The sequence below is a fragment of the Verrucomicrobiia bacterium genome (assembly GCA_035577545.1).
Taxonomy (GTDB): Bacteria; Verrucomicrobiota; Verrucomicrobiia; order Palsa-1439; family Palsa-1439; genus Palsa-1439.
On the sequence record DATLVI010000002.1, the window covers coordinates 1 to 23,668 of the forward strand.

General features: G+C 57.6%; 23 protein-coding genes. 14 read left to right on the forward strand and 9 right to left on the reverse strand.

Annotated features, from left to right (window positions below; all coding sequences use genetic code 11):
* The 3 genes from VNL17_00020 to VNL17_00030 all read left to right on the forward strand — a co-directional run.
* Positions 1-813 (forward strand): GYF domain-containing protein (locus VNL17_00020; protein ID HXI82455.1); only part of this gene is annotated, 813 nt, incomplete at its 5' end.
* The gene (locus tag VNL17_00025; GenBank protein HXI82456.1) at positions 782-1,141 is read left to right on the forward strand and encodes a hypothetical protein; all 360 of its coding nucleotides are present in this window, start codon (positions 782-784) and stop codon (positions 1,139-1,141) included. The genes VNL17_00020 and VNL17_00025, both read left to right, overlap by 32 nt.
* Positions 1,142-1,175: 34 nt before the next feature.
* A complete protein-coding gene (locus tag VNL17_00030) occupies positions 1,176-2,411 on the forward strand; it encodes a class I SAM-dependent RNA methyltransferase (protein ID HXI82457.1) in 1,236 nt (411 codons plus the stop codon).
* Between the two features lie 821 nt (positions 2,412-3,232).
* Here VNL17_00030 and VNL17_00035 read toward each other — a convergent pair.
* Positions 3,233-3,565, reverse strand: a complete 333-nt coding sequence (locus VNL17_00035; GenBank protein HXI82458.1) for a hypothetical protein — start codon at positions 3,563-3,565, stop codon at positions 3,233-3,235.
* A 112-nt stretch (positions 3,566-3,677) separates the two neighbouring features.
* Entirely contained in the window at positions 3,678-4,274 is a 597-nt protein-coding gene (locus VNL17_00040; GenBank protein HXI82459.1) for a hypothetical protein, read from the reverse strand.
* A gap of 1,000 nt (positions 4,275-5,274) precedes the next feature.
* On the opposite strand from VNL17_00040, the gene VNL17_00045 reads away from it, so the two are divergent.
* Complete coding sequence (locus VNL17_00045) at positions 5,275-7,455, forward strand: ATP-dependent RecD-like DNA helicase (GenBank protein HXI82460.1); 2,181 nt, start codon at positions 5,275-5,277, stop codon at positions 7,453-7,455.
* A 57-nt stretch (positions 7,456-7,512) separates the two neighbouring features.
* Positions 7,513-8,166 carry a type II secretion system protein gene (locus tag VNL17_00050; GenBank protein HXI82461.1) on the forward strand — a complete coding sequence of 218 codons (654 nt, stop codon included), beginning with the start codon at positions 7,513-7,515 and terminating at the stop codon, positions 8,164-8,166.
* A gap of 36 nt (positions 8,167-8,202) precedes the next feature.
* Here the strand turns inward: VNL17_00050 and VNL17_00055 are convergent, their stop codons facing one another.
* Positions 8,203-9,258: a DUF6600 domain-containing protein gene (locus VNL17_00055; GenBank protein HXI82462.1), complete on the reverse strand. Its 1,056-nt coding sequence runs from the start codon at positions 9,256-9,258 to the stop codon at positions 8,203-8,205.
* A 53-nt stretch (positions 9,259-9,311) separates the two neighbouring features.
* On the reverse strand, positions 9,312-10,202 hold the full coding sequence (locus VNL17_00060; GenBank protein ID HXI82463.1) for a D-hexose-6-phosphate mutarotase: 891 nt from the start codon (positions 10,200-10,202) through the stop codon (positions 9,312-9,314).
* 6 nt (positions 10,203-10,208) lie between these two features.
* Here VNL17_00060 and VNL17_00065 point away from each other — a divergent pair, with 6 nt between their 5' ends.
* From VNL17_00065 to VNL17_00075, 3 genes are all read left to right on the forward strand, one after another.
* A complete protein-coding gene (locus VNL17_00065) occupies positions 10,209-10,700 on the forward strand; it encodes a peptide chain release factor-like protein (protein HXI82464.1) in 492 nt (163 codons plus the stop codon).
* Between the two features lie 13 nt (positions 10,701-10,713).
* A complete protein-coding gene (locus tag VNL17_00070; GenBank protein ID HXI82465.1) occupies positions 10,714-11,943 on the forward strand; it encodes an NAD(P)/FAD-dependent oxidoreductase in 1,230 nt (409 codons plus the stop codon).
* A gap of 77 nt (positions 11,944-12,020) precedes the next feature.
* The gene (locus tag VNL17_00075; protein HXI82466.1) at positions 12,021-12,527 is read left to right on the forward strand and encodes an FHA domain-containing protein; all 507 of its coding nucleotides are present in this window, start codon (positions 12,021-12,023) and stop codon (positions 12,525-12,527) included.
* Positions 12,528-12,778: 251 nt separating this feature from the next.
* Here the strand turns inward: VNL17_00075 and VNL17_00080 are convergent, their stop codons facing one another.
* Positions 12,779-13,534: a 3-oxoacyl-ACP reductase family protein gene (locus VNL17_00080; protein HXI82467.1), complete on the reverse strand. Its 756-nt coding sequence runs from the start codon at positions 13,532-13,534 to the stop codon at positions 12,779-12,781.
* Between the two features lie 72 nt (positions 13,535-13,606).
* Positions 13,607-14,581, reverse strand: a complete 975-nt coding sequence (locus VNL17_00085; GenBank protein ID HXI82468.1) for a zinc-binding alcohol dehydrogenase family protein — start codon at positions 14,579-14,581, stop codon at positions 13,607-13,609.
* Positions 14,582-14,851: 270 nt separating this feature from the next.
* On the opposite strand from VNL17_00085, the gene VNL17_00090 reads away from it, so the two are divergent.
* The 3 genes from VNL17_00090 to VNL17_00100 are packed head-to-tail and all read left to right on the forward strand — an operon-like array spanning position 14,852 to position 16,060.
* Positions 14,852-15,415, forward strand: a complete 564-nt coding sequence (locus VNL17_00090; protein HXI82469.1) for a TetR/AcrR family transcriptional regulator — start codon at positions 14,852-14,854, stop codon at positions 15,413-15,415.
* On the forward strand, positions 15,416-15,556 hold the full coding sequence (locus VNL17_00095; protein HXI82470.1) for a hypothetical protein: 141 nt from the start codon (positions 15,416-15,418) through the stop codon (positions 15,554-15,556).
* Positions 15,557-15,598: 42 nt separating this feature from the next.
* Positions 15,599-16,060, forward strand: coding sequence for a nuclear transport factor 2 family protein (locus tag VNL17_00100; protein HXI82471.1), 462 nt, complete (start codon positions 15,599-15,601; stop codon positions 16,058-16,060).
* 161 nt (positions 16,061-16,221) lie between these two features.
* Here the strand turns inward: VNL17_00100 and VNL17_00105 are convergent, their stop codons facing one another.
* Entirely contained in the window at positions 16,222-17,658 is a 1,437-nt protein-coding gene (locus VNL17_00105; protein HXI82472.1) for a DUF1080 domain-containing protein, read from the reverse strand.
* A gap of 201 nt (positions 17,659-17,859) precedes the next feature.
* Between VNL17_00105 and VNL17_00110 the strand changes: the two genes are divergently transcribed.
* From VNL17_00110 to VNL17_00120, 3 genes are all read left to right on the forward strand, one after another.
* Positions 17,860-18,780 (forward strand): sugar phosphate isomerase/epimerase family protein, encoded by a 921-nt coding sequence (locus VNL17_00110; protein ID HXI82473.1) that lies wholly within the window; start codon positions 17,860-17,862, stop codon positions 18,778-18,780.
* 507 nt (positions 18,781-19,287) lie between these two features.
* Positions 19,288-20,604, forward strand: a complete 1,317-nt coding sequence (locus VNL17_00115; protein HXI82474.1) for a discoidin domain-containing protein — start codon at positions 19,288-19,290, stop codon at positions 20,602-20,604.
* A gap of 201 nt (positions 20,605-20,805) precedes the next feature.
* On the forward strand, positions 20,806-21,822 hold the full coding sequence (locus tag VNL17_00120) for a hypothetical protein (protein ID HXI82475.1): 1,017 nt from the start codon (positions 20,806-20,808) through the stop codon (positions 21,820-21,822).
* A 63-nt stretch (positions 21,823-21,885) separates the two neighbouring features.
* Here the strand turns inward: VNL17_00120 and hemB are convergent, their stop codons facing one another.
* The gene (hemB, locus tag VNL17_00125) at positions 21,886-22,872 is read right to left on the reverse strand and encodes a porphobilinogen synthase (protein ID HXI82476.1); all 987 of its coding nucleotides are present in this window, start codon (positions 22,870-22,872) and stop codon (positions 21,886-21,888) included.
* A gap of 3 nt (positions 22,873-22,875) precedes the next feature.
* Positions 22,876-23,571, reverse strand: a complete 696-nt coding sequence (locus tag VNL17_00130; GenBank protein ID HXI82477.1) for a PTS sugar transporter subunit IIA — start codon at positions 23,569-23,571, stop codon at positions 22,876-22,878.
* Between the last annotated feature and the right edge of the window lie 97 nt (positions 23,572-23,668).

Genomic DNA, 23,668 nt, shown 5'->3' on the forward strand with positions numbered 1-23,668 from the left:
CCGGTCACGGTCGAGCAGGTGCATCAATGGATTCGTGAAGGCCGCGCCAACGCGCAGACCAAGGTGCAACCCGAAGGCAGCACCGAGTGGAAAACCCTCGCGGAGATTCCTGAGTTCGCCGCGACGCTCAGCAGCGCTGGCGCGGCTCCAACAACGCCGCCGGTGGTGGGTGCGGCCGATCCGGAGGCTTTGGCGGCGCAGATCCTGGCGCGAGATTACACCATCGACATCGGAGGGTGCATCAGCCGCGGCTGGGAACTCGTGAAAAGCGATTTTTGGCTCTTGATCGGCGCGTCGTTCGTGGGCGGGGTCATTGCCAGCGGATGCTGCATCCCTTATTTGGGGATACTCATTGCGCTGATCATCGGCGGTCCGATGATGGGCGGCTTGTATGCGCTCTACCTGAAAAAGATCCGGGGACAGCCGGCCGTTTTTGGCGATGCGTTCATCGGATTCAGCACGGCCTTCGTGCCGCTGATGCTCGCCAAGCTCGTTTCCGGATTATTGAGCGGTGTTGGGATGGTGTTCTGCATTCTGCCTGGCATTTACCTGGCGGTCAGCTGGGTGTTTGTCCTGCCGCTGGTGATGGATAAGAAGATCGATTTCTGGCCCGCGATGGAACTGAGCCGCAAGGTGGTCACCAAGCACTGGTGGTTGATGTTTGGGTTTCTGATTGTTTGCGCTCTGGTGGCGCTGGCTGGCGTTCTGGCCTGCTGTGTCGGTCTGCTCGTCACCTCGGCAATCGCCCAGGCCGCGTTGATGTACGCTTACGAGGATATCTTTGGCGTCCAACCTCCCGCCCAAAATCCTTGAGCAACCCGCCGGGGACGGACGCAGTCGACAGAAGGCCTGGGGCTTTGTCCTGGGCAATCTGGTTCTGCCGGGAGTGGGCACATTCGCGGCCGGGCGCCGACTGGAAGGTGTGTTGCAGTTGGTTGTCTCGCAAACCGGTTTTGTGCTGATGATGGTGTGGGCGTCTTCGTTTGTGCGGACGGGGATAAAACTGGGGAGTCTGCCGGAGGATTTCGGCCCGCACTCGGGGCTTTGTTTCCTCGGGCTGGCGCTCTTTTTCCTGGCGTGGATCTGGTCGCTGGCCAGCAGTTACGGCATCCTGCAAGATTCCCGCACGAGCGGTTTGTAATCGCAGCCGTCCGCGTCTAGGATTCACCCCGCACATGGAAACAGAAACAACTCCCATTCTCCAACCCGGCCAGCGCGTCGAACTCGACATCACCACGGTCGCGTTTGGCGGCGACGGTATCGGGCGCGTGGACAACTTTGTGGTGTTCGTGCCCTTCGTCGTGGAAGGCGAACGGGTGGAAGTGGAGATCGTGGAGGTCAAGCGTCGCTATGCCACGGCGGATCTCGTGCGCGTGATCACGCCGTCACCGCGGCGGGTTGAACCGCGCTGTCCGTATTACATGAGGTGTGCAGGCTGCCAGTACCAGCACATCGAGTACGCGTTTCAGTTGGAGTTGAAGCGCAAACAGATTGCTGATGTGTTCGGGCGCATCGGAAAAATCCAGAACGCGCCCATCGAAGCGGTGGTCGGTTCGCCGCGCGATTACCATTACCGCAATAAAATTGTCGTGCACGGGCCCGGCAAGCCCGGTTTCTGGAGCCCGCGCGGTCGGTCAATTCTCGCCATCGACCAATGTCCCATCGCTCGCGAGGAAGTGAACGCGAAGCTCGCGGAGATCAGCCAGCAATCGCTGGAAGATGTGCACGTCACCATCCGCAGCAACGCGATGGGTGAAGTTTGGTCCTACTCGGAAGCTCGGCGGACGCATGTCGATTCGCTCGATGAGGATCCTGACGCCGAACTGCCGATTACCCACAACACAATTGCTGAAACCATTCTGGGCAAGACGTTGCAGGTGCCCCTGGGTTCATTCTTCCAGGTCAACCGCGAGGTCATCGAGTTGGCGCTGAAACACACCCGCAATATTTTCACCGCCAGCGGCTGCAAGGTTCTGGTCGATGCGTACTGCGGCGTGGGCCTCTTCGCCTTGATGCTGGCGGACCGCGCGCAGCATGTTTATGGAATCGAGGAGGACCCGAAAGCGATCAAGGCGGCCAATGAGAATGCCAAGCGACTTGGCCTGACGAGTTACGATTTCTATCCGGGCAAGACCGAGCGGCTGCTGTTTTACACGCTACGCCAATGCAAACTCGATGAGACGTGTTTGATTCTTGATCCGCCGCGTTCCGGCTGCGCGCCGGTGGTGCTCAAGACCTTGCGCGAGCAAAAGCCCAAGAAGATCATCTACGTCTCATGCGCGCCCGCGATGTTAGCACGCGACATCAAAGAATTGATCAAGTCCGGCTACAAACTCGAGCGCGTCACCCCGTTCGACATGTTCCCCCAAACCGCGCACTGCGAGGCCGTGGCGGAATTGACGCGATTGTAACCGCGGTTCCTCCGGCTGTGGCTGCTCAATTCGCTCGGCAAGCCGTTGTGTGAATGCGTGCATTGGCGCGTTTCGTATAATCGCATTACGTCATGCGATGGGGAGGACTCGCATTTGCTGCACCTATTTTTTTACTCTTTCCGAAATGCGTGATTGACCCTCGGGGGGATCTCGTCGTCCTTGTGCTCTTCTTCGAGCTTTCTCCAAAGAGCTCGATGCTGTTCTGTGCCAAAGTATAGTTTCATGTCGCGGAACACGGCGTCTAATAATCGGCCGCATTCTTGATCTACTTCCCTCGTATCGAACACAAGATCGTTTAGCGAACCCATGCCGCCGAACATATCGCTAAGGCGTGATAGTGCTCCTTGCTCTGTGTCCAAACTACCAAGCTCGGTCCGAACTTGGCGTAGGTGCGAGACCCATCTGAATAGCTCATGCTTCGTGAGGAAGTCGATCAATTCATCGAGTGACTTACGCAGTTCATCCTTGTTGTTTGGTTCGTTCGCTTGCCGTCGAGAACTAGTAAGGCGTAGGCGCACGTTTCGCCGACAATAGCCAAGGATGGCAAGGAGCACTCCTGTAATCAGGGCTGGCCAGAGGTTTAGCATTTGTTCGCCCAACAGTGTATTAGGACAAACTCCGTACGCTGAGTTCAGCGTAGACCGCGCTCCCGAATGTGTCAACCTCGATACGCGGGCCTCAACACCATCATCTTATTAAGCCGTTGATGGGACCGCGAGGAAAGCACAAAAACGGACTCCCCGCTTTGGACGATTTGGGAACCTTGCGGTTTGAAATAGCAGGCTGGCTCTATGGAATTCCTAGACCTTCTCAAACCCATGTCGGATACAAACGGCAATAACCAAAACCAATATGCTCACGTCGAAAATGACCGCTGCTACAAACGCGAGCCGTTTCGGTTTCAGAACAAGGCCTCCCAGGCCCAGTAGCAGCAGAATCGCACCGACGGCGATCCCTATGGCGTAAACTTCCGGTGTGCGAGTCCAAACTTCGTGAAGGGGCCCAGGGTAGAGCGCGTAGAGAGGAAGTACGACGAACTGCGGGTAGCCCTGACTGCGAACATCCACAAAGTATACCAACCAAGGCAGCAGTCCCAGCATCGTCAGAACCTTGGGATTAAGATAAGTCTTCACGCTTATTCTATTAAACGCCTGATCGAACGACACGAAAAGAACAAAAAAGGAGTCCCCCCTTTGGACGGTTTGCGAACGTTGCGGTTTGAACTTCCGAGGGCAGGTTAGATTTCTACGGTTTTCCTAGCAACCACTCTTGCTTCTGCTCTTCTGGCCGCATTCGAAGAACGATGACGCCAGAAACAACAGAGCGCGTAACAAATACAAGCGTCGTCTCGTTAGAGTAGACCATACTGTAGCCGTCCTTGCCGTCGTTGCGGCTGGATGTCAGTGTGTCTGGATCATAACCGATAGCCCGAAGAATCTGCTTGTCCGTCATCGAGGCGGCAAGATCGGTCCCAGAATGCGCCTCCACTGGGTGCGTAGAGACTCCAGTGTCGGCTTCGCCGCCGATTAATTTCCACAGCCCTTTGTCCGTCGTGCTGTATCGCTCCAAGTATACGGTGGACTCGCCCTCCGTGACTCCCGGCCTCCAACTGTATGCGGCAACCTTCAATCTCTTATCGAACGTCTCTCCTGACTCATTCTTGAGGACTTTCAGAATCTCAACCTCATACCATGCATACTTGTCAGCTTCGCCCTGCGCGAGAAGCTTGACGCGAAGAATAACCTCCGCCTTCTGTGCCAGTTTGGGATCCACAAGATTGTCCGCCGTCGCATAGCCGACGAGTGCCAAGCTCACCAGGAGAATTAGTGCTGTCGTTTTCATGATTCCGCTCAACACGTGCTAGCGCCTCTAAACGCTTTATTAAACGCCTGATAGAGATGCAAGCAAAGCACAAACATCTTTCAATGATCTCCAGGCCCCACCCCCTCAGCAAGGGTTGCCACGAAGGCTAGGTAGCGGCTGTTCGTGCAACCAGTGCTGCACTACAAATTCTTCTGGCAATCGGATTCCGATAATGATATAATACGTGCGATGACCAAGGATCAGTTGAAAGCCGATGCGGCACGGCGGTGGAGCAACGGATTGGGGGCTCGGATACCCCTCACCATAACCCTCTCCCCCAAGGGGAGAGGCGAGAGGAGTCACGAGCATCCGCCGTCGCTAAAGCTATGGCGGACGAGGAAAACCTCGAAACATGTGTTTCTGCGAAACGAACCCAAATTGATTTTGCGAAAATGCACGCGTATTTGCCATGGTTGCAAGGGCTTATGGATTTTGAAATAAGAAAATAAATTGGGTTCGTTTTCCAAAACGAACCCAATTTGGGGGCCTAAAGTGGGTGTATTTGCCGAAAACGAACCCAAAATGAGAGGCAAAATGGGGTGGAAAACCCACCTTCAGGCCATGTACGCGGTCGGGGCGTGTGCCGGCACGGCGACAGAGTCCCGGTCTCGGAACCGCGGATGCCGCCGAATGGCGGCACGCCGTGGCCTGGCTCGAGAGGACGGATTGCGGCAGATTCCCCTCACCCTAACCCTCTCCCCCGGAGGGGAGAGGCGAGAGGAGTCACGAGCATCCGCCGTCGCCAAGGCTATGGCGGACGAGGAGGACCTCGAAACATGTGTTTTTGCGAAACGAACCGGATTGGAAAATTGGCAGATACGCTTGTAACATACGGCCGCACAGTTGCTTGCGTAAATGCGCGCGGAAAAGTGAATCCGGTTCGTTTTTCCGGTTTGTGTCGGCACGGCGACCGACCGCTGTTGGGGATTTCGCAAGCGCGGCTGGATGAGATTTGTTAACATTGTGAGCGAAGATGGCGATGCCTTCCAATGAACCGCTGGAGACTGTCGAGGGGACGCTCGAACGGATTATTTATTCCAACGAGGAGAACCATTACACGGTCGCGCAGCTTTTGCCGGAGAGCGGGGCGCGGCGGGTGGAGCCGGTTACGATTGTCGGCAATTTGGCGGCGCTGAATGTGGGGGAGACGTTGCGCGCGCAGGGGCGTTGGATCAACCACAAGCAGTTCGGGCGGCAGTTTGCGGTGGAGCGGTTTGAGTCGGTGCTGCCGCGCACGATTGTCGGCATCAAGCGGTACCTTGGCAGCGGGTTGATCAAGGGTATCGGCGATGCGTTTGCCGACCGCATCGTGGATAAATTCGGCGAGAAGACGCTGGAGGTGATCGATTCGTTTTCGGGGCGACTCCGCGAAGTGGAAGGGATCGGGCCGGAGCGGGCCAAGCGTATCAAGGAAGCGTGGTCGGCGCAGAAGAGCGTGCGCGATATCATGATCTTCCTGCAAGGCCACGGCATCGGCAGCGCGCATGCGGCGAAGATTTACAAGGAATACGGCGAGAATGCCATCACGGTGGTCCGCGAAAACCCGTACAGACTTGCGAAGGACATTACCGGCATCGGTTTCCGCACGGCGGACGGTATCGCCGCGAAGGTGGGCATCGAGAAGGATTCCATTCATCGACTGAAAGCGGGAGTGGTCCACACACTAGTCCGCGCGACGGATGAGGGCCATACGTGCCTGCCGCGCGAGCAGCTCATTGAACACGCGCGGGAATTGCTCGACGTCGAGATGGCACCGGTCGAGAACGCAATCAACCTGTTGGCGCTCGCGGGCGAGGTCATCGTCGAGAGTGACTACGTTTATTTGACCGGGCTTTACAAATCCGAGCGGGGCGTCGCGAGCAAGGTCCATGAATTGCATGCCGCGCCGATCACGCTGCCGAGCATCGACATCGACAAGGCGCTGGTTTGGGTGCAGCAGAAGACGGACGTGGAACTCGCCGCGGCGCAGCGGAACGCCATCAAGACCGCGCTCACGTCGAAGCTTTGCGTGATTACCGGTGGCCCGGGTGTCGGCAAGACCACGATCGTCAACAGCATCGTCAAAATCCTGCAGGCCAAGAACAGCAAGGTGTTGCTAGCGGCCCCAACGGGAAGGGCCGCCAAGCGAATGAGCGAAGCGACGGGCGCGGCGGCGCAAACGATCCACCGCCTGCTCAAATACGAGCCGCGCGAGGGCGGGTTCACGCACAACGAGCGGAGTCCGCTCAAAGGCGACATCATCATCATCGACGAGACGTCGATGCTCGACATTCCCCTCGCCCATCACCTCTTGAAGGCCATTCCGCTCACGGCGTCGGTTGTGTTTGTGGGCGATGTGGACCAGTTGCCGTCGGTGGGACCGGGGAATTTTCTCCGCGACCTCATCGATTCGAACCGCGTTCCCGTCGTGCGGCTGACAGAAATTTTCCGGCAGGCGAAGAACAGTTTCATCATCACGAACGCGCATCTCGTGAATGAAGGGCAGTTGCCCGTTCTCGATGCGCCGGAGGAGAGCGACTTCTTTTTCATCGCCGAGGAAGACCCCGAGAAGGTTTTGTCCACCATCAAGACGCTTTGCAGCGAGCGTGTGCCGAAGAAATTCGGGTTCGACCCGATGCGCGACGTGCAGGTGCTCACGCCGATGCACAAGGGAGTGTGCGGCTCGGAGAATCTGAATCGGGAACTCCAGGCCACGCTGAACCCGAGCGGGCCGAACGTACAGCGCCTCGGTCGGACGTACCGTGTCGGTGACCGGGTGATGCAGGTGCGCAACAATTACGACAAGGATGTGTTCAACGGCGACCTGGGCCGGGTGAAACACCTGGATCTGATCGAACAGCAGGTAATTGTCCAGATCGATGAGCGGGAGGTCCCGTATGAATTCACGGATATGGATGAATTGCTGCCCGCCTACGCGATCAGCGTCCACAAGTCGCAGGGTAACGAGTATCCGTGCGTCATTGTGCCGCTACTGACCCAACATTTTATTTTGCTGCAACGCAACCTGCTTTACACGGCCATTACGCGCGGGAAGAAATTGGTCATTCTTGTCGGCTCGAAGAAGGCCCTCGCGATTGCGATTCGCAACAACAAGACGGCGGCGCGTTTCAGCCGCCTGCGGGAACGGTTACAGGGTTCCGCCGGTTTGGCGGCCCAGTGAACTTGACTGGCTGAAGTTTTCCGCACACAATATATTTCAAGGAGTGGGCGTACAACAATGAAGCAAAGGGAACCGGCGGTTTTTGAACGTTACGAGGGGTTCACGTTGATTGAACTGCTCGTTGTGATTGCGATCATTGGGATCCTGGCCGGGCTGCTCTTGCCGGCCCTGGGAAAGGCCAAGCAATCGGCGTTGCGGGCGCAATGCATCGACCACGAGCGGCAACTCTATTTCGCGGCGCGGATGTTTGCAGATGACCATGACGGGTGGCTGCCCGCGCGCGGGCTGGGAGGGGACGACCGCTGGCCGGCGGCGTTTCGTCCGTATGTCGGCAACAACACCGGCATTTATTACTGCCCGGCGTCGCATGATGCCACCGAGCGAAACGCCGATCCCTATTCCAACACCAACAATAATACCGGCTACATCATCAACGGTTTCAACGACGTCATTCCCTATAACACGCCCAACTCCGTTTTATTGGACAGCTTGCCCGACGCCAGCGGCACGATTTTGTTCGGTGAGGAGAAGGACGGTAATGGGGAATTTTACATGGACCTGGTGGAGAACAACCAGAACACGATTCTGGATTATGTGCGGCATAATAACGGCGCGTGCTATACGTTTGGCGACGGTCACGGTGAATGGGTCGCCAATCCGCGGACAGTGACGGAGAACATGTGGCTGGTGAACAAGCCGGCGCCTTCGTGAACTGCTGAGTGTGAGTCGCCGCGAAATGGCGTTGGGCTAATTGCCGCCTTGGTCGCCCTTCTTGTCCTTTTCGTCCTTGCGGTCTTGTTTCTCGTCTTTGCGCTCTTCTTTGCGGGTCTCGCCGCGTGGTGGCTGTTTTTCGGTTGGTTGCGGGGCGACGCGCGGTTTCTCGCTGGGCGGTGGTTGGCCGTGCGGCTTCTCGGCGGGTTGCGATTCGATCGGCTGTTTCTCTGGCTGCTTCTTTTCCGTTTCACTGGGCGCCCCGGATGGTTGCTGCGGATTATTCGAGCCACCGCGAATGATCTCCGGCTCGTGCTTCCGGGCCTTCTCTTCATTCGCTGGCTGATGAGACGGCTCGGTGGCCGGTGGCTTTGGAGTCTTCGGTGACGTTTCGCGGGGTTGCTCCACGCCGCGGTGTTCGACGGCGACACGCGGCGGCGGGACGGTCAACTTGCGCGAGCTGACCTTTTGGATTGTTTCAACCTTCGGGCCGTTGTTGACCACCACGTTGTTGACGCGGGTGATTTTCGTGATATTGAGGGTCTTGTTGATGATCGTGACGTTGTTCACGACCACGGCGCGGCGATGAATCGGTTCGCAAAAATGACCGATTTCGATAAACACGAAGGCGCGCGGCGGCAGCGCCTCTTCCCGTACGACCACGTATCCCTGCGGGCCGAAGCCAGCCCCGGGCGGCAGCGGCGCCCAGCCGACGTATCCATCTCCCTCGCGCCAGGACACCCACGACGGAGCCCACTCCGTGTCCGGCACCCAAACCCAGCCGTAGTAGGAATCCTCCACCCAACGACCATAGTGATAGGTGGCCCAGGCCCATTGTTCATCGCTGACCCAATACCAACCTCCGTCCGTCCACAACCAATAACCCTCGCAATACGGACGCCATTCAGACGACACGTACGCGGGGTGCCAGCAGCGTCCGTAGCCGGGCCGGTCAACCCAACTACCACACCGCCCCAATGGGGCGTCGAACACGCTGATCGAAAAGCTTACGTTGCTGGCGACCGACTTGTTCGCCGCCAGCGACGAAAGTCCTACGACCGCGCACAGAAAACTCAAGAATCGTATTTTCATTTCAACAAAACCTTTCCATGGTCATCGCATGCATGGACGAAGGGGGTCTGTAATTATTCAACGCCGATTTTCTCTTCGCGGATCGTCGCCCCCATTATATGGGATTGGCCAGCCGCGATCGTGACGGCATTTTCGCGAACGTTGCAGGTTTCGATGCAGAGCATGAAGGGCCACTCATCGTCGCCAAAATCAGGCATCGCTTTGGCCTTGGCAATCCAGGGGTTCCACACGACGGTCGCGTTCGAGCCGGTTTTCTCCACTACCAACCGGCGCTGCCAACCGGGATCATGCGCAAGGCAGGTGACTTGCGTATTAAAATAAATCCGATCCGTCTCGGCGGTGATGCGAATCGGGGCAGCGTCTTGCGTCTCCGTGCGAGGCGGGGCGACGGTGTTGAGATAAGTGGAACCCGCCAATCCTTCAATGCTTACCTGCCGTGCATCGCTGACCGCCAGATAGGTGTGCAGGGCTTCCTCAATACGCAACGGCTGGTCGCCGGTATTTTTCACGTACAACTCCAACCCGAGGGTTGAGCCGATTCTTACCCGATACTCCGCTTCAAACTCCCCGTCCCACATCACGCGTGTGGCTTCGCTGGATACCAAACGCAACCGAGCCTCTACGATCCCATCGCTGGCTTGCTCCGCCGACACAAGTTCCCACTCGATCAACCGCGCGAATCCGTGCGGGGAACCGGGCTGCCCGTCTTGCCGCGCGCCGAACCATGGAAAACAGATCGGCACGCCGCCGCGGATCGGTTTGCCCGGCTCGAACATGCTTTTCGCGCTCATGAACAGCACCGGTTTCTGTCCGTTCGGCTGGAACCTGGTCACATGTGCGCCGTGCAGGTAGATTTCCGCCTCCGCTTGCATCGATTGAATCACCAGGCGCTTCAGCCCGCCCCGTCCCACTTCCATCCGAACGCTGTCCGGTAGCTTTTGCATCGCGGCATGCTACTCATCCTCAACAACGCTGCCAACACGAATCCGTCGATTGCCTTTCATGCGGAGGCCGGATACGCTGTTCCCATGAGCGCGTTTCCCGTCAGCCCGGAAAAGGAGAGCCAGCTAAACCAGCGGATGGCGGCGCTGGGCGTGCGCGAGGCGGACATAGACGAGACGTTTGTCCGTTCGGGCGGCCACGGCGGGCAGAACGTGAACAAGGTGTCCACTTGTGTGATGTTGATCCACCGTCCGACGCAAATTCAGGTCAAATGCCAGGACACCCGGCAGCAGGCACTCAACCGTTTTCTTGCGCGCCGTCTCCTGCTCGACAAAATCGAAGCGTTCAAGAAAGGTTTCGTTGATGCGGAGCGTTCCCGCGTTGAAAAAATTCGCCGCCAAAAACGCAAACGCAGCCGTCGCGCCAAACAACGCATGCTGGATAACAAGTCTCACCACGGCGCCAAAAAGGAATCGCGCCGCCGGGTTAGCCCCGAGTAGGGGCGTGGTACGGATGAGTTCGCGACGCGTCATGGTGGTGGGCGGAGGGGCGGCTGGATTTTTTGCGGCGATCACTTGCGCGGAGGCGATGCCGCAGGCGGAGGTGACGATTCTGGAGAAGTCGGCGCAGTTTCTTTCCAAGGTGCGCATTTCCGGAGGCGGACGTTGCAACGTGACGCATGCCTGTTTCGATGCGCGGGAATTTACGACGCGATTTCCGCGCGGGGAACGGGCGTTAATTGGGCCGTTCCAGCGGTTTCAGGCGAGTGATACGGTCGCGTGGTTCAAGGAACGGGGGGTGAAACTGAAGACCGAGAGCGATGGACGGATGTTTCCCACCAGTGATTCTTCAGAAACGATTATTGATTGCCTTGTCGGCGCTGCGAAAGCGGCGGGTGTGAAACTGGTGGCGCATTGCGGGGTGGAACGCGGGGTGAAGGGTGAGAAAGGTGGATTCGACCTGACGTTGTCGAATGGCGAGACGCAGTCTTGTGACCGGTTGCTCTTGGCGACGGGCGGGTGTCGAACGGTGGCGGGGGGACAGTTGGCGGTTTCGCTCGGGCACACTTTGGAACCGCCGGTGCCGTCGTTGTTCACGTTCCACTCGGCGACGGCGTGGTTGCGGGGTTTGGCGGGGATTTCGGTTGAGTCGGTGGAGGCATCGGTGCCGGGCACGCGGTTGCGAGAGAGGGGCGCGGTACTGGTGACGCACACGGGATTGAGCGGGCCGGTGATTTTGCGTCTCTCGGCGTGGGGCGCGCGCGAACTGCATGCCTGCGACTACAAGTTCGCGTTGCATTTGGCCTGGTTGCCGCACCTCGGAGCGGAAGAGATTGCGGCAGAGTTGAACGCGCGCCGTGAACAGCAACCGGCCAAGTTGGTCATCAACACGCCCATTGCTCCCCTGCCCGCCCGTCTGTGGGAACGCCTCGTCGCGACGGCGGGTGTCGAACCGGACACACGCTGGTCGCGGCTGACACGCGCGGCGCAACACCGGCTGGTCCAGCAATTGATTCGCACGGAAGCAGCGGTGACCGGCAAAAGCCTGAACAAGGACGAGTTTGTCACCTGCGGCGGGGTACGCTTGCGCGAGGTGAATTTCAAGACGATGGAGAGCCGGATTTGCCCGGGCCTTTACTTTGCGGGTGAGTTGCTGGACATCGACGGGATCACCGGCGGCTTCAATTTCCAGTCGGCCTGGACGACTGGCTGGCTGGCCGGGCGAGCGATGGCGGGCGATTAAAAATCAAAATTGACTTGGTCGAAACTAGCAAGCATCATGCAGGACGGTTTTAGCCGGTTACAGACGGAGATCACTGAATGCCGAAATTGCATATCCTGTCGGGCCAGTTGGAGGGCAAGGTATTTGACCTGCTCGAGGAACGCGTGACCATTGGCCGCGGATTGGACAATCTGGTCCGCATGGAAGACGGCACCATGTCGCATCACCATGCGATGTTCGTCCTCGAAGGTGACGGCTACAAGATTCGCGATCTCAACTCCACCAACGGCACGCGCGTGAACGGCATGCGCATCACAGAGACGAAGCTGAACAACGGCGACCAGGTCCGCATGGGCTCCGTCGAGATGCGGTTCGAGTCGGACATCAAGAAAGCCAGCCAGCCGTTGCCGCCGACGCAAACCGGTGTGGACATCGCCCAAGTTGGCAAAGGCGGTGGCCCACCCCCCGCGTTCGGCTCTTCCTCCCCGTTCGGCCGCAAGAAAAGTGGCAACACCAATATTTGGATGTGGGTGGTGCTGGGGCTCGGCGCGGTCGCGGTATTGGTGCTGGGCTGGTTCGTCTACAAATTCTTCCAGTTGAGCTAGTATTCGCAATACGCAGGCTGAAGCCTGCGACTACGCACGGCAATTACTCCTTCAGCCACTTCACAGCTTGCTGCGCCGAGTAGGTGCGATGATGTCGGCGCCGGAAGCCGGTCTGTATCAAAGAGAATCTGTCCAGAGTACAGAGTTGACCCCGATGACCCCGATGATCTCCTCGCCCTTTGCAAGCGCCGACTGGATGCAGAGCCATCAATGCATCTCGGGCAGCCCCCTCTTTGCCTGCGAAGGGGCGATTAGGCGTTCATGCCGCCATCGACTGTCAGGTTCGCGCCGGTGATGTAAGAGGCTTCCGGACCGGCGACGAATGCCACCATCGCGGCGATATCGTCAACATGTCCATAGCGGTTGAGTGCGGTGACGGCCTTCTGTGGCGCCGCCCAATCACCCGCGGCGGGATTTAAATCCGTGTCGATGGGACCGGGCTGGACGTTATTGACAGTAATGCCCCGGCTCCCAACCTCTCTGGCCAATCCCTGTGTAAAAATCTTCACTGCCCCCTTGGTTGCCGCGTAGGGCACCAAGCCGGGCACCAGCACACGCTCGCCCACGGACGAGCCGATCGTGATGATGCGACCGCCGTCCCTCATATGTTTCAACGCCGCTTGCGTCGCAACAAATACGCCGCGGACATTGATGTTGATTACACGATCCATCTCCTCGAGCGTGGCCTCCTCGAACTTCTTTGGAATGGCCGTGCCGGCATTGTTCACCAGCACATCCAGTCGTCCGAAGGTCGCGACGGTCTTTTCGACCGCAGCTTTAACAGCGTCGGCATCAGCGGCATCTGCCTGGATCGCAATCGCCTTTCCGCCGGTGCTTTCGATCGCTTTAACAACCGACGTGGCGGCGTCTACACCTTTGGAGTAGGTAACGGCAACGCTCGCCCCGTCCGCGGCCAGACGCCTGGCAATCGCCGCACCGATGCCACGCGACCCTCCCGTGACCACCGCAACCTTGCCCGCCAATTGTTGTCCATTGTTATTGCTCATATGTTTTGTCCTTTCTTTGTCGTCGGTTGTGTTTGTTAGCCAGGCTAGCGCCCCGCCTCTCATCAGAGCCTGTCAGATTGTGAGGACGACTCTGCCAAAGGGTCGGCCCTCAACGAGGTAACGTAGAGCATCAGCCGCTTCGGCCAGAGGGAAGGTCTTAGCCACGATCGGTTTGATTGCGCCGGACCCAAGCAGGGAGACAATAACGTTCCATGCGTCGGTAACAGCCGCCTGCGGCTGAGCAAACATGTTGAAACCCCGGATGCTGGCCTGTGGCACGATGAGATTTGTCACGTCAATGGTTGTCTTACGGCTTGCGGAATACCCCAGTGTTGTGAGGCTTCCTCCCGACGCGAGCGTTCCGAGCGCCTCGCTCAAGACTTCGCCACCGATTCCGTCGATGACAATGTCTGCGCCATAACCGCCCGTGATACGACGCACGCCGTCACCCAACTTCTCCAAGGAGGTATCGACGACTTCATTGAATCCGAGCGTCTTCGCCTGCTCGGCTTTCGCATGATTGGTCGTGCTTGAGATGGCGTGTTTTGCGCCCAAGGCGCGCGCCAATTGCGTCACTGCATTGCCGATCGATCCTCCGATCGCCGGTGCCAGAACAGTCTTGCCTGCCCGAAAACCAGCCAGGGTAAGAGCCACCTGCGCGGTGAGATACGCGACCGGAATGCCTGCAGCACTCACGTCGTCGACATTATCAGGAATCAGGCAAAGGTCCTTCTTCCGTACAGCAACCCACTCACTGTAAGTTCCATCCTCAAAAGCGCCATAGGTGCCCCAGAACATCACGCGTGAGCCGACGGGAAAATCCGTTCCGCCTCCCTCCTCTACCACGCCCGCTCCTTCGTTGCCCAGGACCAGTGGCGCCTTCAGGGGGTGGGGAAATTTGCCGGAGAGAATCGTATGGTCGAGCGGCGTGACGCCGGCTGCGGTCATTCGCACCAGTACTTTCCCGTCCCCGACCGCTGGTTTTGGTAGTTCGACGAGCTTCAACGCTTCATAACCACTAAATTGTTCCGCTCTCATTGCGCGCATATTAGTCCTCCTTTTCTGTAGGGACGTACTACGGTTTGGCGGCCTTGTCCAACATGCGCGCCAGGATTATAAAACCACCCAGGCGTGCGCGAACGCTTCGGGCCGGCCGTTGAGTTAAATCCGTGAAGGCAACCTGAGTTTTCATATTCTTTCATCGGGACAATATGCCCGGCAATTACGATGCTATTTTGAACTGTTCGGTTCAGAATAGATTCAACTATTTTTTGCGCGAATCATTTTACTTGCCGCTCTCATCTGCAATATTGAAACATGCGCAACGTGGGCAGACCGAAAAAATTCAGCCGAGACAGCCTTCTGAAAAAGGCGGTGCCCGTCTTTTGGAAACGTGGATTTGCAGACACCGGTATCCAGGCCCTGGAAAAGGCCACCGGCGTCAACAAATCGGGCCTCTACTCGGAGTTCAAGAGCAAGGAGGACCTGTATCTCGCGAGCCTTAAATATTACATTGAGAATCGTCATGGCAAAGAGCTGTTGACCCGGGAACCGTTGGGCTGGGCGAACGTGGAGCGTTTTCTCCAGGTCGTGCGGGATTGCCCCGATGGACAAACGGGTTGTTTTGCCATCAATTCAATGCGCGAACTTGCGGTGGTGCCGTCGGAAGCACAGGAGATGGTGACGATGACTTTGGGTCACCTGAAGCGATTGCTCGCAAAAAACATAAGCGCCGAGCGAACAAAATTGGATCCGGACACGATCGCGGAGATGGTGGTGACGTTTTTTGTCGGGCTATCGCTTGAACAAAATCTCAAAGAGGGCAGAAGCACCGCACGCCGCAAGCTCAAAAACCTGATGCGCGTAATCCGCTCGCTTTGAATGTGGTCGCCCAACATCCTCCTCGATGATGTCGACCTCGGCAAGGCGATCCCGACAGCGCTCGCCATCGCATTTCCGAACAGCGGGCCGGCGCGCGCCACAGGAATGCGGCTTCTCGAACCGCGAGCCATCCTCGAATGAACGCTCTTGCCGTTCCTGAACAAATCGAAATAATACCAGTTCATGAAACACGCAACCATCTCACCCACTGAAGCCGCGGATCGCCTCGCTATCCGGGAACTCGTCGAGGCCTACGCCCACTGCGCCGATCGCCGCGATGCGAAAGGCCAGATGGCTCTCTTTACTACCGACACCCACTTCGTGGTATACATGAATGCCAAGGATCCGGCGGCCTCACAGGATCTGCACTCACGCGAGGCGCTCGCTCCCGTTTTCGCAGAGCTGAACAAATACGAGGCCACCACACACTTCGTCGGGCAAAGCACTATCTTCTCGCTAACGGGCGACCGAGCCACCGGGGAAGCCTACTGCCTGGCGCATCACATTACAGTCGACGGTGAAAAGCGACGCTTGATGGTCGCCTCGCTGCGCTATCTTGATACCTTTGTAAAGATGGACGGTTCATGGCTTTTTGCGGAGCGCCGCCTCTACGTCGACTGGCTCGATGAGCGCGCACTGTCATGACAGCTACTGGTAGGGCAAACGGGTCAGTCCTTAGTATTGACACAATGGGTACGGTTCGCAAGATTTGACGACGCGCCCTGATCGTTGCGAATGTAGTATGCGGGGACGATCCTCTCCGTGGTAGATTCAGTTTTGCGCCAGGTTGCCACGGCGGTGGCCGGTCAATGCAGTTCACGAATCTTTACATTGCGGAAGGAAACTTCGCTGCCGTGTTCCTGCAACAAAATATGGCCATCCGCCCATTCGCCGAAATCAGGGATGTTCTTGAATTTACTCCTGGCAACCGCGTCGCGGAACGCAGCCGATCCGCGCTCAAACTCCACCGTCTTCTTGCCGTTAAGCCAGAACTCGACGCGCTTGCCCTGCGACAAAATCCGCGCGTGATTCCATTCCCCAACCGGCAGGACGTTTTTATCGGCGGGCGCCGGAATCAAATCATAAAGCGAACCCAGCGTGCGGTCGCCGTCGCGGCCCAGCTTGGCGTCAGGATGATGCGCGTCGTCGAGAATCTGGAATTCCATGCCGATGGCCGAGCCGACGGCCGCGTTCGTGCCGGTCTTCGGATCAACCGGCGAAAGATTGGGTTGCACAAAAATCTTAATGCCGCTGTTGCAACCGATGGTGGTCTTGAAATCCGCGACAAGTTCAAAATTCGCGTAGCGTTTGCGCGTGATGATGTCGCCGCCACCGGCGGACTCCTCACCACCGTTTTCGTGGACGGCCAGCACACCGTCGTGAATCTTCCAGCCCTTTGAGGGAAAGTTTTCCGACCTGGCACTACGCCAGCCGTTTGAAGTGTTGCCATCCCAGAGCAATTGCCAGCCGTCGGCTTTTTCCTGTTCGGTCAGTGTGTTGGGCGCGGCGCCGGCGGGATCAGATTCGATTTCGCGGATGCGGAGGTTGCGGAAGCGAACTTTCAGCCCGACCTTGTTCGGGTCCTGGCCGATGTCGTGAACCTGCAAGCCAATGATACCGCGCAGCGTGAGGCTGTCATTGATCTCAGCGCGCGCCACGCCGTTCAGCCAGGTCTTGATGGACGGTCCGTTCGCGACGACGCGAAGCTTGTTCCATTCCCCGCTCTTGCTGGCTGCGCGGCCTTGTTCGGAGAACGCCAGGCCCTGCTTGCCCTTTTCGCCATCGGCGGGAAACAGCCAGCCGCGCCGCGCTTCGTCGTAAATGCCCGCCGTCCACATCCGGCCGCGCGCCACGTCCATGTCAATTTCACATTGGTAGCCGTGAACGCGATCGGCTGGGACCTTGATTTCCTTGCCGCCAATGTTTAGCGTCCGCATATCTGGAAAAACCTCGCTGCGGATTTGCACGCCCGAATTCAGCAGCGCGTCGCACTTGAACTCCAGTTCCAGCTCAAAACTTCCGTACGTCCGCTTGGTGCAAAGAAAACTGTTGCCCGTGCCGGAAACCGATTCGCCGGTCAACTCGCCGTCTTCAACGGTATACTTCGCTCTGCCGCTGTGTTCTTCCCAGCCGTCGAGATTTTTTCCGTTGAACAGGTTGACCCAGCCGTCCTGCGCCAGAACCGGCAGCGTTGCAAGAAAGCCTGTCGTGATGAACGCTGAAAGGAGATTGCGTACTTTCATTCGATGATGAGAATAGTGTCGACAGAATCAAAAGTCTATCACGGCAGGACCGGCTGCCATCATCCAAATTGACCAAATGAACGAAATCAGGATATTCTCCCCCGGGCTTTGCTCCCCAAGCGAAAAATGAGCAATAAACTAACCAGACGGGATTTTATCAAAAGTGCATCCGTCCTGCCTTTGTGCGCTGCAGGCATCGGAATGGGGACCGTTTCGGCCATGGCCTTCGAGCCGATCAAAAGGGTGGGAGCCTCGGCACTCAAGGTTTCTTGCAATGCCTACTCCTTTAACAAGCTGCTGAACGACCATCTTCAGGGCCGCGGCGCGGGCATCAGTCTGCTCGACCTCGCCGATTTTTGTGCGAAGCAGAATTTCGACGGCTTCGATGTCACAGGTTATTATTTCCCCGGTTATGAAAATGATGGTCCGGGTGTACCCACCGACAAATATATTTTCGAGCTGAAGCGACGGGCGTTCGATCTTGGTCTCGGCATCAGCGGCACGGGCATAAGGAATAATATCACGGCGGCGGACAAGGCCGCGCGCGCCAAAGACGTGCAGCGCATCAAGAATTGGTGCGAGGTGGCGGGCAAGCTTGGCGCGCCCGTGCTGCGCGTGTTTGCCGACACCCAGATGCGTGAGCAGACGTGGCAAACAGCGTCGAAGGGCGCGACACGCGACCAGGTGGAGGAATGGATCGCCACCGATATTCGCGAGTGCGCGGATCACGCCGCAAAATTTGGCGTGATCATCGGCGTCCAGAACCACGGTGATTTTCTGAAGACCGCCGACAATCTGATCAGTCTCCTCAAACGCATTGATTCGCCGTGGTGTGGTGCCATCGTGGATACCGGCAAGTTCCAAGCGGCCGACCCGTATGCGGAGATTGCGAAGGCCGCGCCCTACGCGGTAAACTGGCAGATCAAGCAAAGTCCGTTGGGCGTGGAAGCCGAAGATGCCAGTCCCACCGACCTGAAACGATTGGTACATATCGTCCGCGACTCCGGCTATCGCGGCTATCTTCCGATTGAGACATTGTCTCCGCCCAGCGGCGGAAACTACGATCCTTTTGTAGTTGTGCCGAAATTTCTCAGAGAACTTCGCGAGGCGATCGCCAACTAATCCTTCAACCACTTGGCGGCTTGTTGGGCCCAGTAGGTGAGGATGATGTCGGCGCCGCCGGAGGCGGGTAAACGCCGGAGCGGCGGGAGCGTGCTACACCAAAGAGAATCTGTCCAGTGTACTCAGTCGGCCGCGGTGACAACGAGGTTTGCGTGTCAAAGGAAGGCGGAGCGGGTGGTCAAATGAGGCGTCCATTATAAAAAGCGGACTGACCCGTTTTTTCGTCAAGTGTCAAGCGTTGACCCCTTTACTGTTGCCGTTACGGCCCCGATTTGGCTTGAACTGGCGGTCTGGGTCTGGTACCAAAGAACCTTGTTCTTAGCTGACGAGCAGAGCGATCTGATCTGGTGCCATTCGGCTGGTCGCAATGGGCAAAAGCCAGTCGAAGTCGAACTAACTGACTGCTGTATCGATGTATCCTTCATCCGAACGAGGACGAGTTCCCCGAATGCGACCGACCTGTCCTGCTTCACGTCTAAACGTACAGCTCCCATGGAGGGGTACTTCATGAAACGAATCACTTTGGTCCTTTGCCTGGGAGCGCTCAGTGTTTCGACTCCGGCTGTCCTGGGTCAAACGAATCCGACGGGATTGGTCTCCCAGGGCCTGCCGGCCATCGCCAGCAGTTTCTCCGCGGGAAACGTCCCAACGAATGCCAACGACGGTAATGCCATCTCGACCCGATGGTCCGCCGCTGATGGGACTTATCCCCAGTGGTGGAGAGTGGATCTGGGATCGACACAAAACATCTACCGAGCAGTAATCGATTGGTTCGGTGCCGGCTTTCGGTCATACACGTACGAGATCGACGTCAGTAATGACGACACGAACTACACCACCCTGGTGCCCAGCGCCGCATCGGTTGGAAATACCACCAACAACTTTATCGCCACCACCCGTTACGTTCGGGTTTGGGTGACGAGTGTCACCTCCCTGAATGGAATCGCCGGTTTTTGGGAGTGCCAGCTTTACGGTCAGGCAACCAACGGACAAAACCTGGTAGCCAATCCAGGGTTTGAGACCGGGAATTTCAGTGGGTGGACGCGGACACCAGCGGCTTCCGGAAGCGTTTTGGTAATAACCAACGACAACCCACATTCGGGGAACTATGACGCGTTTTTCGGCGCGAACCAAGGTCTCAATGACACCTTGTCTCAACAGGTGCTGACCCAGCCAGGCGTCCGGTATGACTTTAACTTTTGGGTGAACAACTCAGAGGGAGATTTAAGTTCGTTCCTGACTGTCAGCTGGGATGGGAACCCCCTCTTGCAAATCACTCCCAGCAACAGCAATTTCGGCTGGTCGAATTTCGATTTTTCGGTGATAGCCACGGGAGTGACGGCCACCATCTCGTTTGCCGGTCGTAACGCCCCCAGTTTTGTTGATCTGGATGATGTCAGCGTCGTCGCCGGCAATGGGCCGTATAGCTTCGGCGATGGAATTCCCGACTGGTGGCGAATCCAGTATTTCGGCACCGCGGCGGCCACCAACAGTTCCTCTTGCGCCACCTGCGACGCCGACGGCACCGGCCAGAACAATTTCTTCAAATACGTGGCCGGTCTCGATCCCACGAACCCGGCTTCGGTGTTCGTGCTCAGCATCGCCGGCGTTACGAACCAGCCCTCGCAGAACAACCTGTTTTTCACTCCGCTTACTTCGGGTCGCAGCTACCTACCGCGGTTCAGCACGGACCTGGTGAGCGGCAGTTGGTTGCCCCTGACAAGCTACGCAGGCCCTGTGACGAATGGCAGCCAAGTCACCATCACGGACACCAACCCGATTCCGCCGCAGGAATTCTATCGCATGGACATCTCTTTGCCATGATGGATTGGGAGTACACCCGCAATGGAAAAATCGAAGTCACGATAGGAGTTTTGCAGGCTTAAGCCTTGCGGCTAGGCGGCGGCCACTCCTTCAGCCACTTGACGGCGGGTTGGGCCCAGTAGGTGAGGATGATGTCGGCGCCGGAGCGGCGGGAGCTCGTTTGCACGAAGTAGAATCTGTCCGAGTAAAGAGTTTAGCCCCATGACCCTCCGATATGACTATAACTTGCCGTGGCGTGCAGTGATTATTGGAACACTCTTTTATGGAGGGTTATCAGTTTTCATGCTGCATTTGGCCAAGAACGCTTCGAGCGTACTTTTCGTCGCTTTCATTGCCTTGAGTGCGATGTTCGCGTTTTTAGCAATAATCATGGGGACTCGCCGTATCGTATCTCCACGTAAACTTGAATTAACTGAGGATGCCATTTTCTTTCCACGCGGGTTTGCTCGAACTCGAATTATGCGAATCGCTTATACGGAAATCATTCGCATGGAGGACAATTCACGGGCGTCCAACGGAAGTATCAGCATGTTTACGTCCAGAGGAAATTTCGAGATCGGAGCTGTCTGTCTTCCCAACGTTGAAAGTTATCGTGCTATAAGGGATTTCATTTGCTCCCAAGCTTCGATCGTCATGGGTCCGCACGATCTATCACGGTCGGGTTGGAGACCAGAAGGATTTCCCCAACCCATTGTACACTGGGTCGAGTCGAAAGATTGGCCTCGTTACCGGACAAGCCTCGTCGTGGCCGAGCCGTTGTTGCCTCGGCTCGCCAAAACAGCCTGGTTCTTTGCCCGGTGCTTCGGCTTTATAATCCTCCCCTGGCTCCTACTGCATCTTTTTCAATTAGACACTATTCCAGCGGCTGCTTTTCTCTGTCTTTCGATTCCTATCACATCTTTTTTCACTTGGCTTCACTGGCTAAATGTTACTCATCCGGCCCGCTGCAACGAGATCAGCTTTCGCGAAAGAGGCATTAGCTTATTCTCCGGCAAACAGTTTGGTGATTTGAGTTATCAGAGTCTTTCAGGTTGGACTGTAGTCGAAAGGCAGTTTGAAGGAAGCATGCTCCACCTTCTACTATTGCGGGGACGCACTCGTATCCTTGCCCTTGCCTTACCCGATTTCAACACACGCGAAAGAGTTGAGAAGCTCCTGCAAGGTAAAAAAGTCCCACCACTACCCGATCTTAAGCCACCGTGGGAGGCGCGCGAATAGCTAGGGGTTGATCCAGTTCACACTGGTGATGCACAGTTGAAGATCGTGACTATCGAAAGATAGTTATTCCTTCAACCACTTGGCGGCTTGTTGAGCCCAGTAGGTCAGGATGATGTCTGCGCCGGAGCGGCGGAAGCCGGTGAGCATTTCCAGGACGGCTTGTTTTTCGTCGAGCCAGCCGTTTTGGGCGGCGGCTTTGAGCATGGCGTATTCGCCGCTGACGTTGTAGCAGGCGACGGGATAGCGGAACTTTTCTTTCACGCGCCAGATGAGGTCCTGGTAACCGAGCGCGGGCTTGACCATCACGATGTCGGCGCCTTCCTCGATATCGAGTGCGACTTCGCGCAGGGCTTCGTCGGCGTTGGCGAAATCCATCTGGTAGGTGCGGCGGTCGCCGAATTGCGGGGGCGACTCGGCGGCTTCGCGGAACGGGCCGTAGTAGGCGGAGGCGAATTTCGCCGCGTAGCTCATGATGGGCGTGTCGGCAAAACCGGTTTCGTCCAGCGCCGCGCGGATGGCGGCGACGCGTCCGTCCATCATGTCGCTCGGGGCGACGATGTCGGCGCCCGCGGCGGCATAGGCCACGGAAGATCTTGCGAGCAGATTCAGCGAGGCGTCGTTGTCGATGCGAAAGTTTTTTCCTGACTTGCGGACAATGCCGCAATGGCCGTGGCTCATGTATTCGCAGAGACACACGTCGCAAATGACGATGAGCTCGGGCAATTCCTTCTTCAACGCGCGCACGGCCTTCGGAATGATGCCGTTGGCGGCGTAGGCCCCGCTCGCCTTTTCGTCTTTCTTGTCGGGGATCCCAAACAAAATGACCGCCGGCACGCCGAGCTTCGCGGCACGCTCGGATTCTTTCACGAGTTCGTCGACGGAAAGCTGGAACTGGCCGGGCATGGAGCTGATTGGTTTGCGGAGGCGCGAACCTTCGCGCACAAACAGCGGCATGACGAGGTCGGCGGCAGACAATTCCGTTTCGCGCACCAAGGCGCGGAGCCGTGGGTTTTGCCGCAATCGGCGGGGGCGATAAATGGGAAAGCGCATGGGTCAGTGCGGCACGAGGCGTTCTTCCGCCTCGCGTATCAACGCGAGGACGTCGTCGGGCAATTTCGCGGTCATCAATTTGGCGCGGAAGTCCGCGTTGTTCACGAGCCGCGCGAGTCGCGAGAGCAGTTGCAGGTGCTGGCGAACGTTCGGGGCGCAGAGCAGAAAGAAATGATGAACGGGTTTGCCGTCGAGCGCGCCAAAGTCAATGCCCTGGTTGTGCCGTCCGTACGCGAGCACGGGGCTGTCGACGAGGCCGACGAGGGCGTTGCGGGCATGCGGGATGGCGACACCCTCGGTGACACAGGTGGGGCACAAATCTTCGCGCGCCCTGAGGGCCTCGAAGAGCGTTTCGAAAAGGCGCCCCTCGCTCGGGTCGAGGACCATCGCGCACAACTCGCGCAGCACGCCGTTCTTATCCGACGCGGTGAGGTTAAGGTTGATGCGCGCGGGCACAATGGCGTTGGCGACGGTCAGCTCCGGGGGCAGGCCCGTGTCCTCGGGCGAAAGTTGTTGCTCGTTAACCGGCGTCGCGGCGCGCTTGGCCATCCACGAGTCGATCGAGCCGCGCTCGAAGCGCCATTGGCGCGCGAGTTTTTGCGCGGGGATCTGGCCTTCCTGCGCCATGCGGGTGACGGTCTTCTCGCTCAAACGGAGATAATTGGCGACCTCCCGGACCGTCATGATTTCGGTTTCCATGTGTGGAAGAATAGTACGTTGCGGGTGGGCGTTGCGCAAGCGCAAGCGAACAGAGAATCGGGGTTGAAAACCCCTCCCACAGGGCGGTGGATTAGTA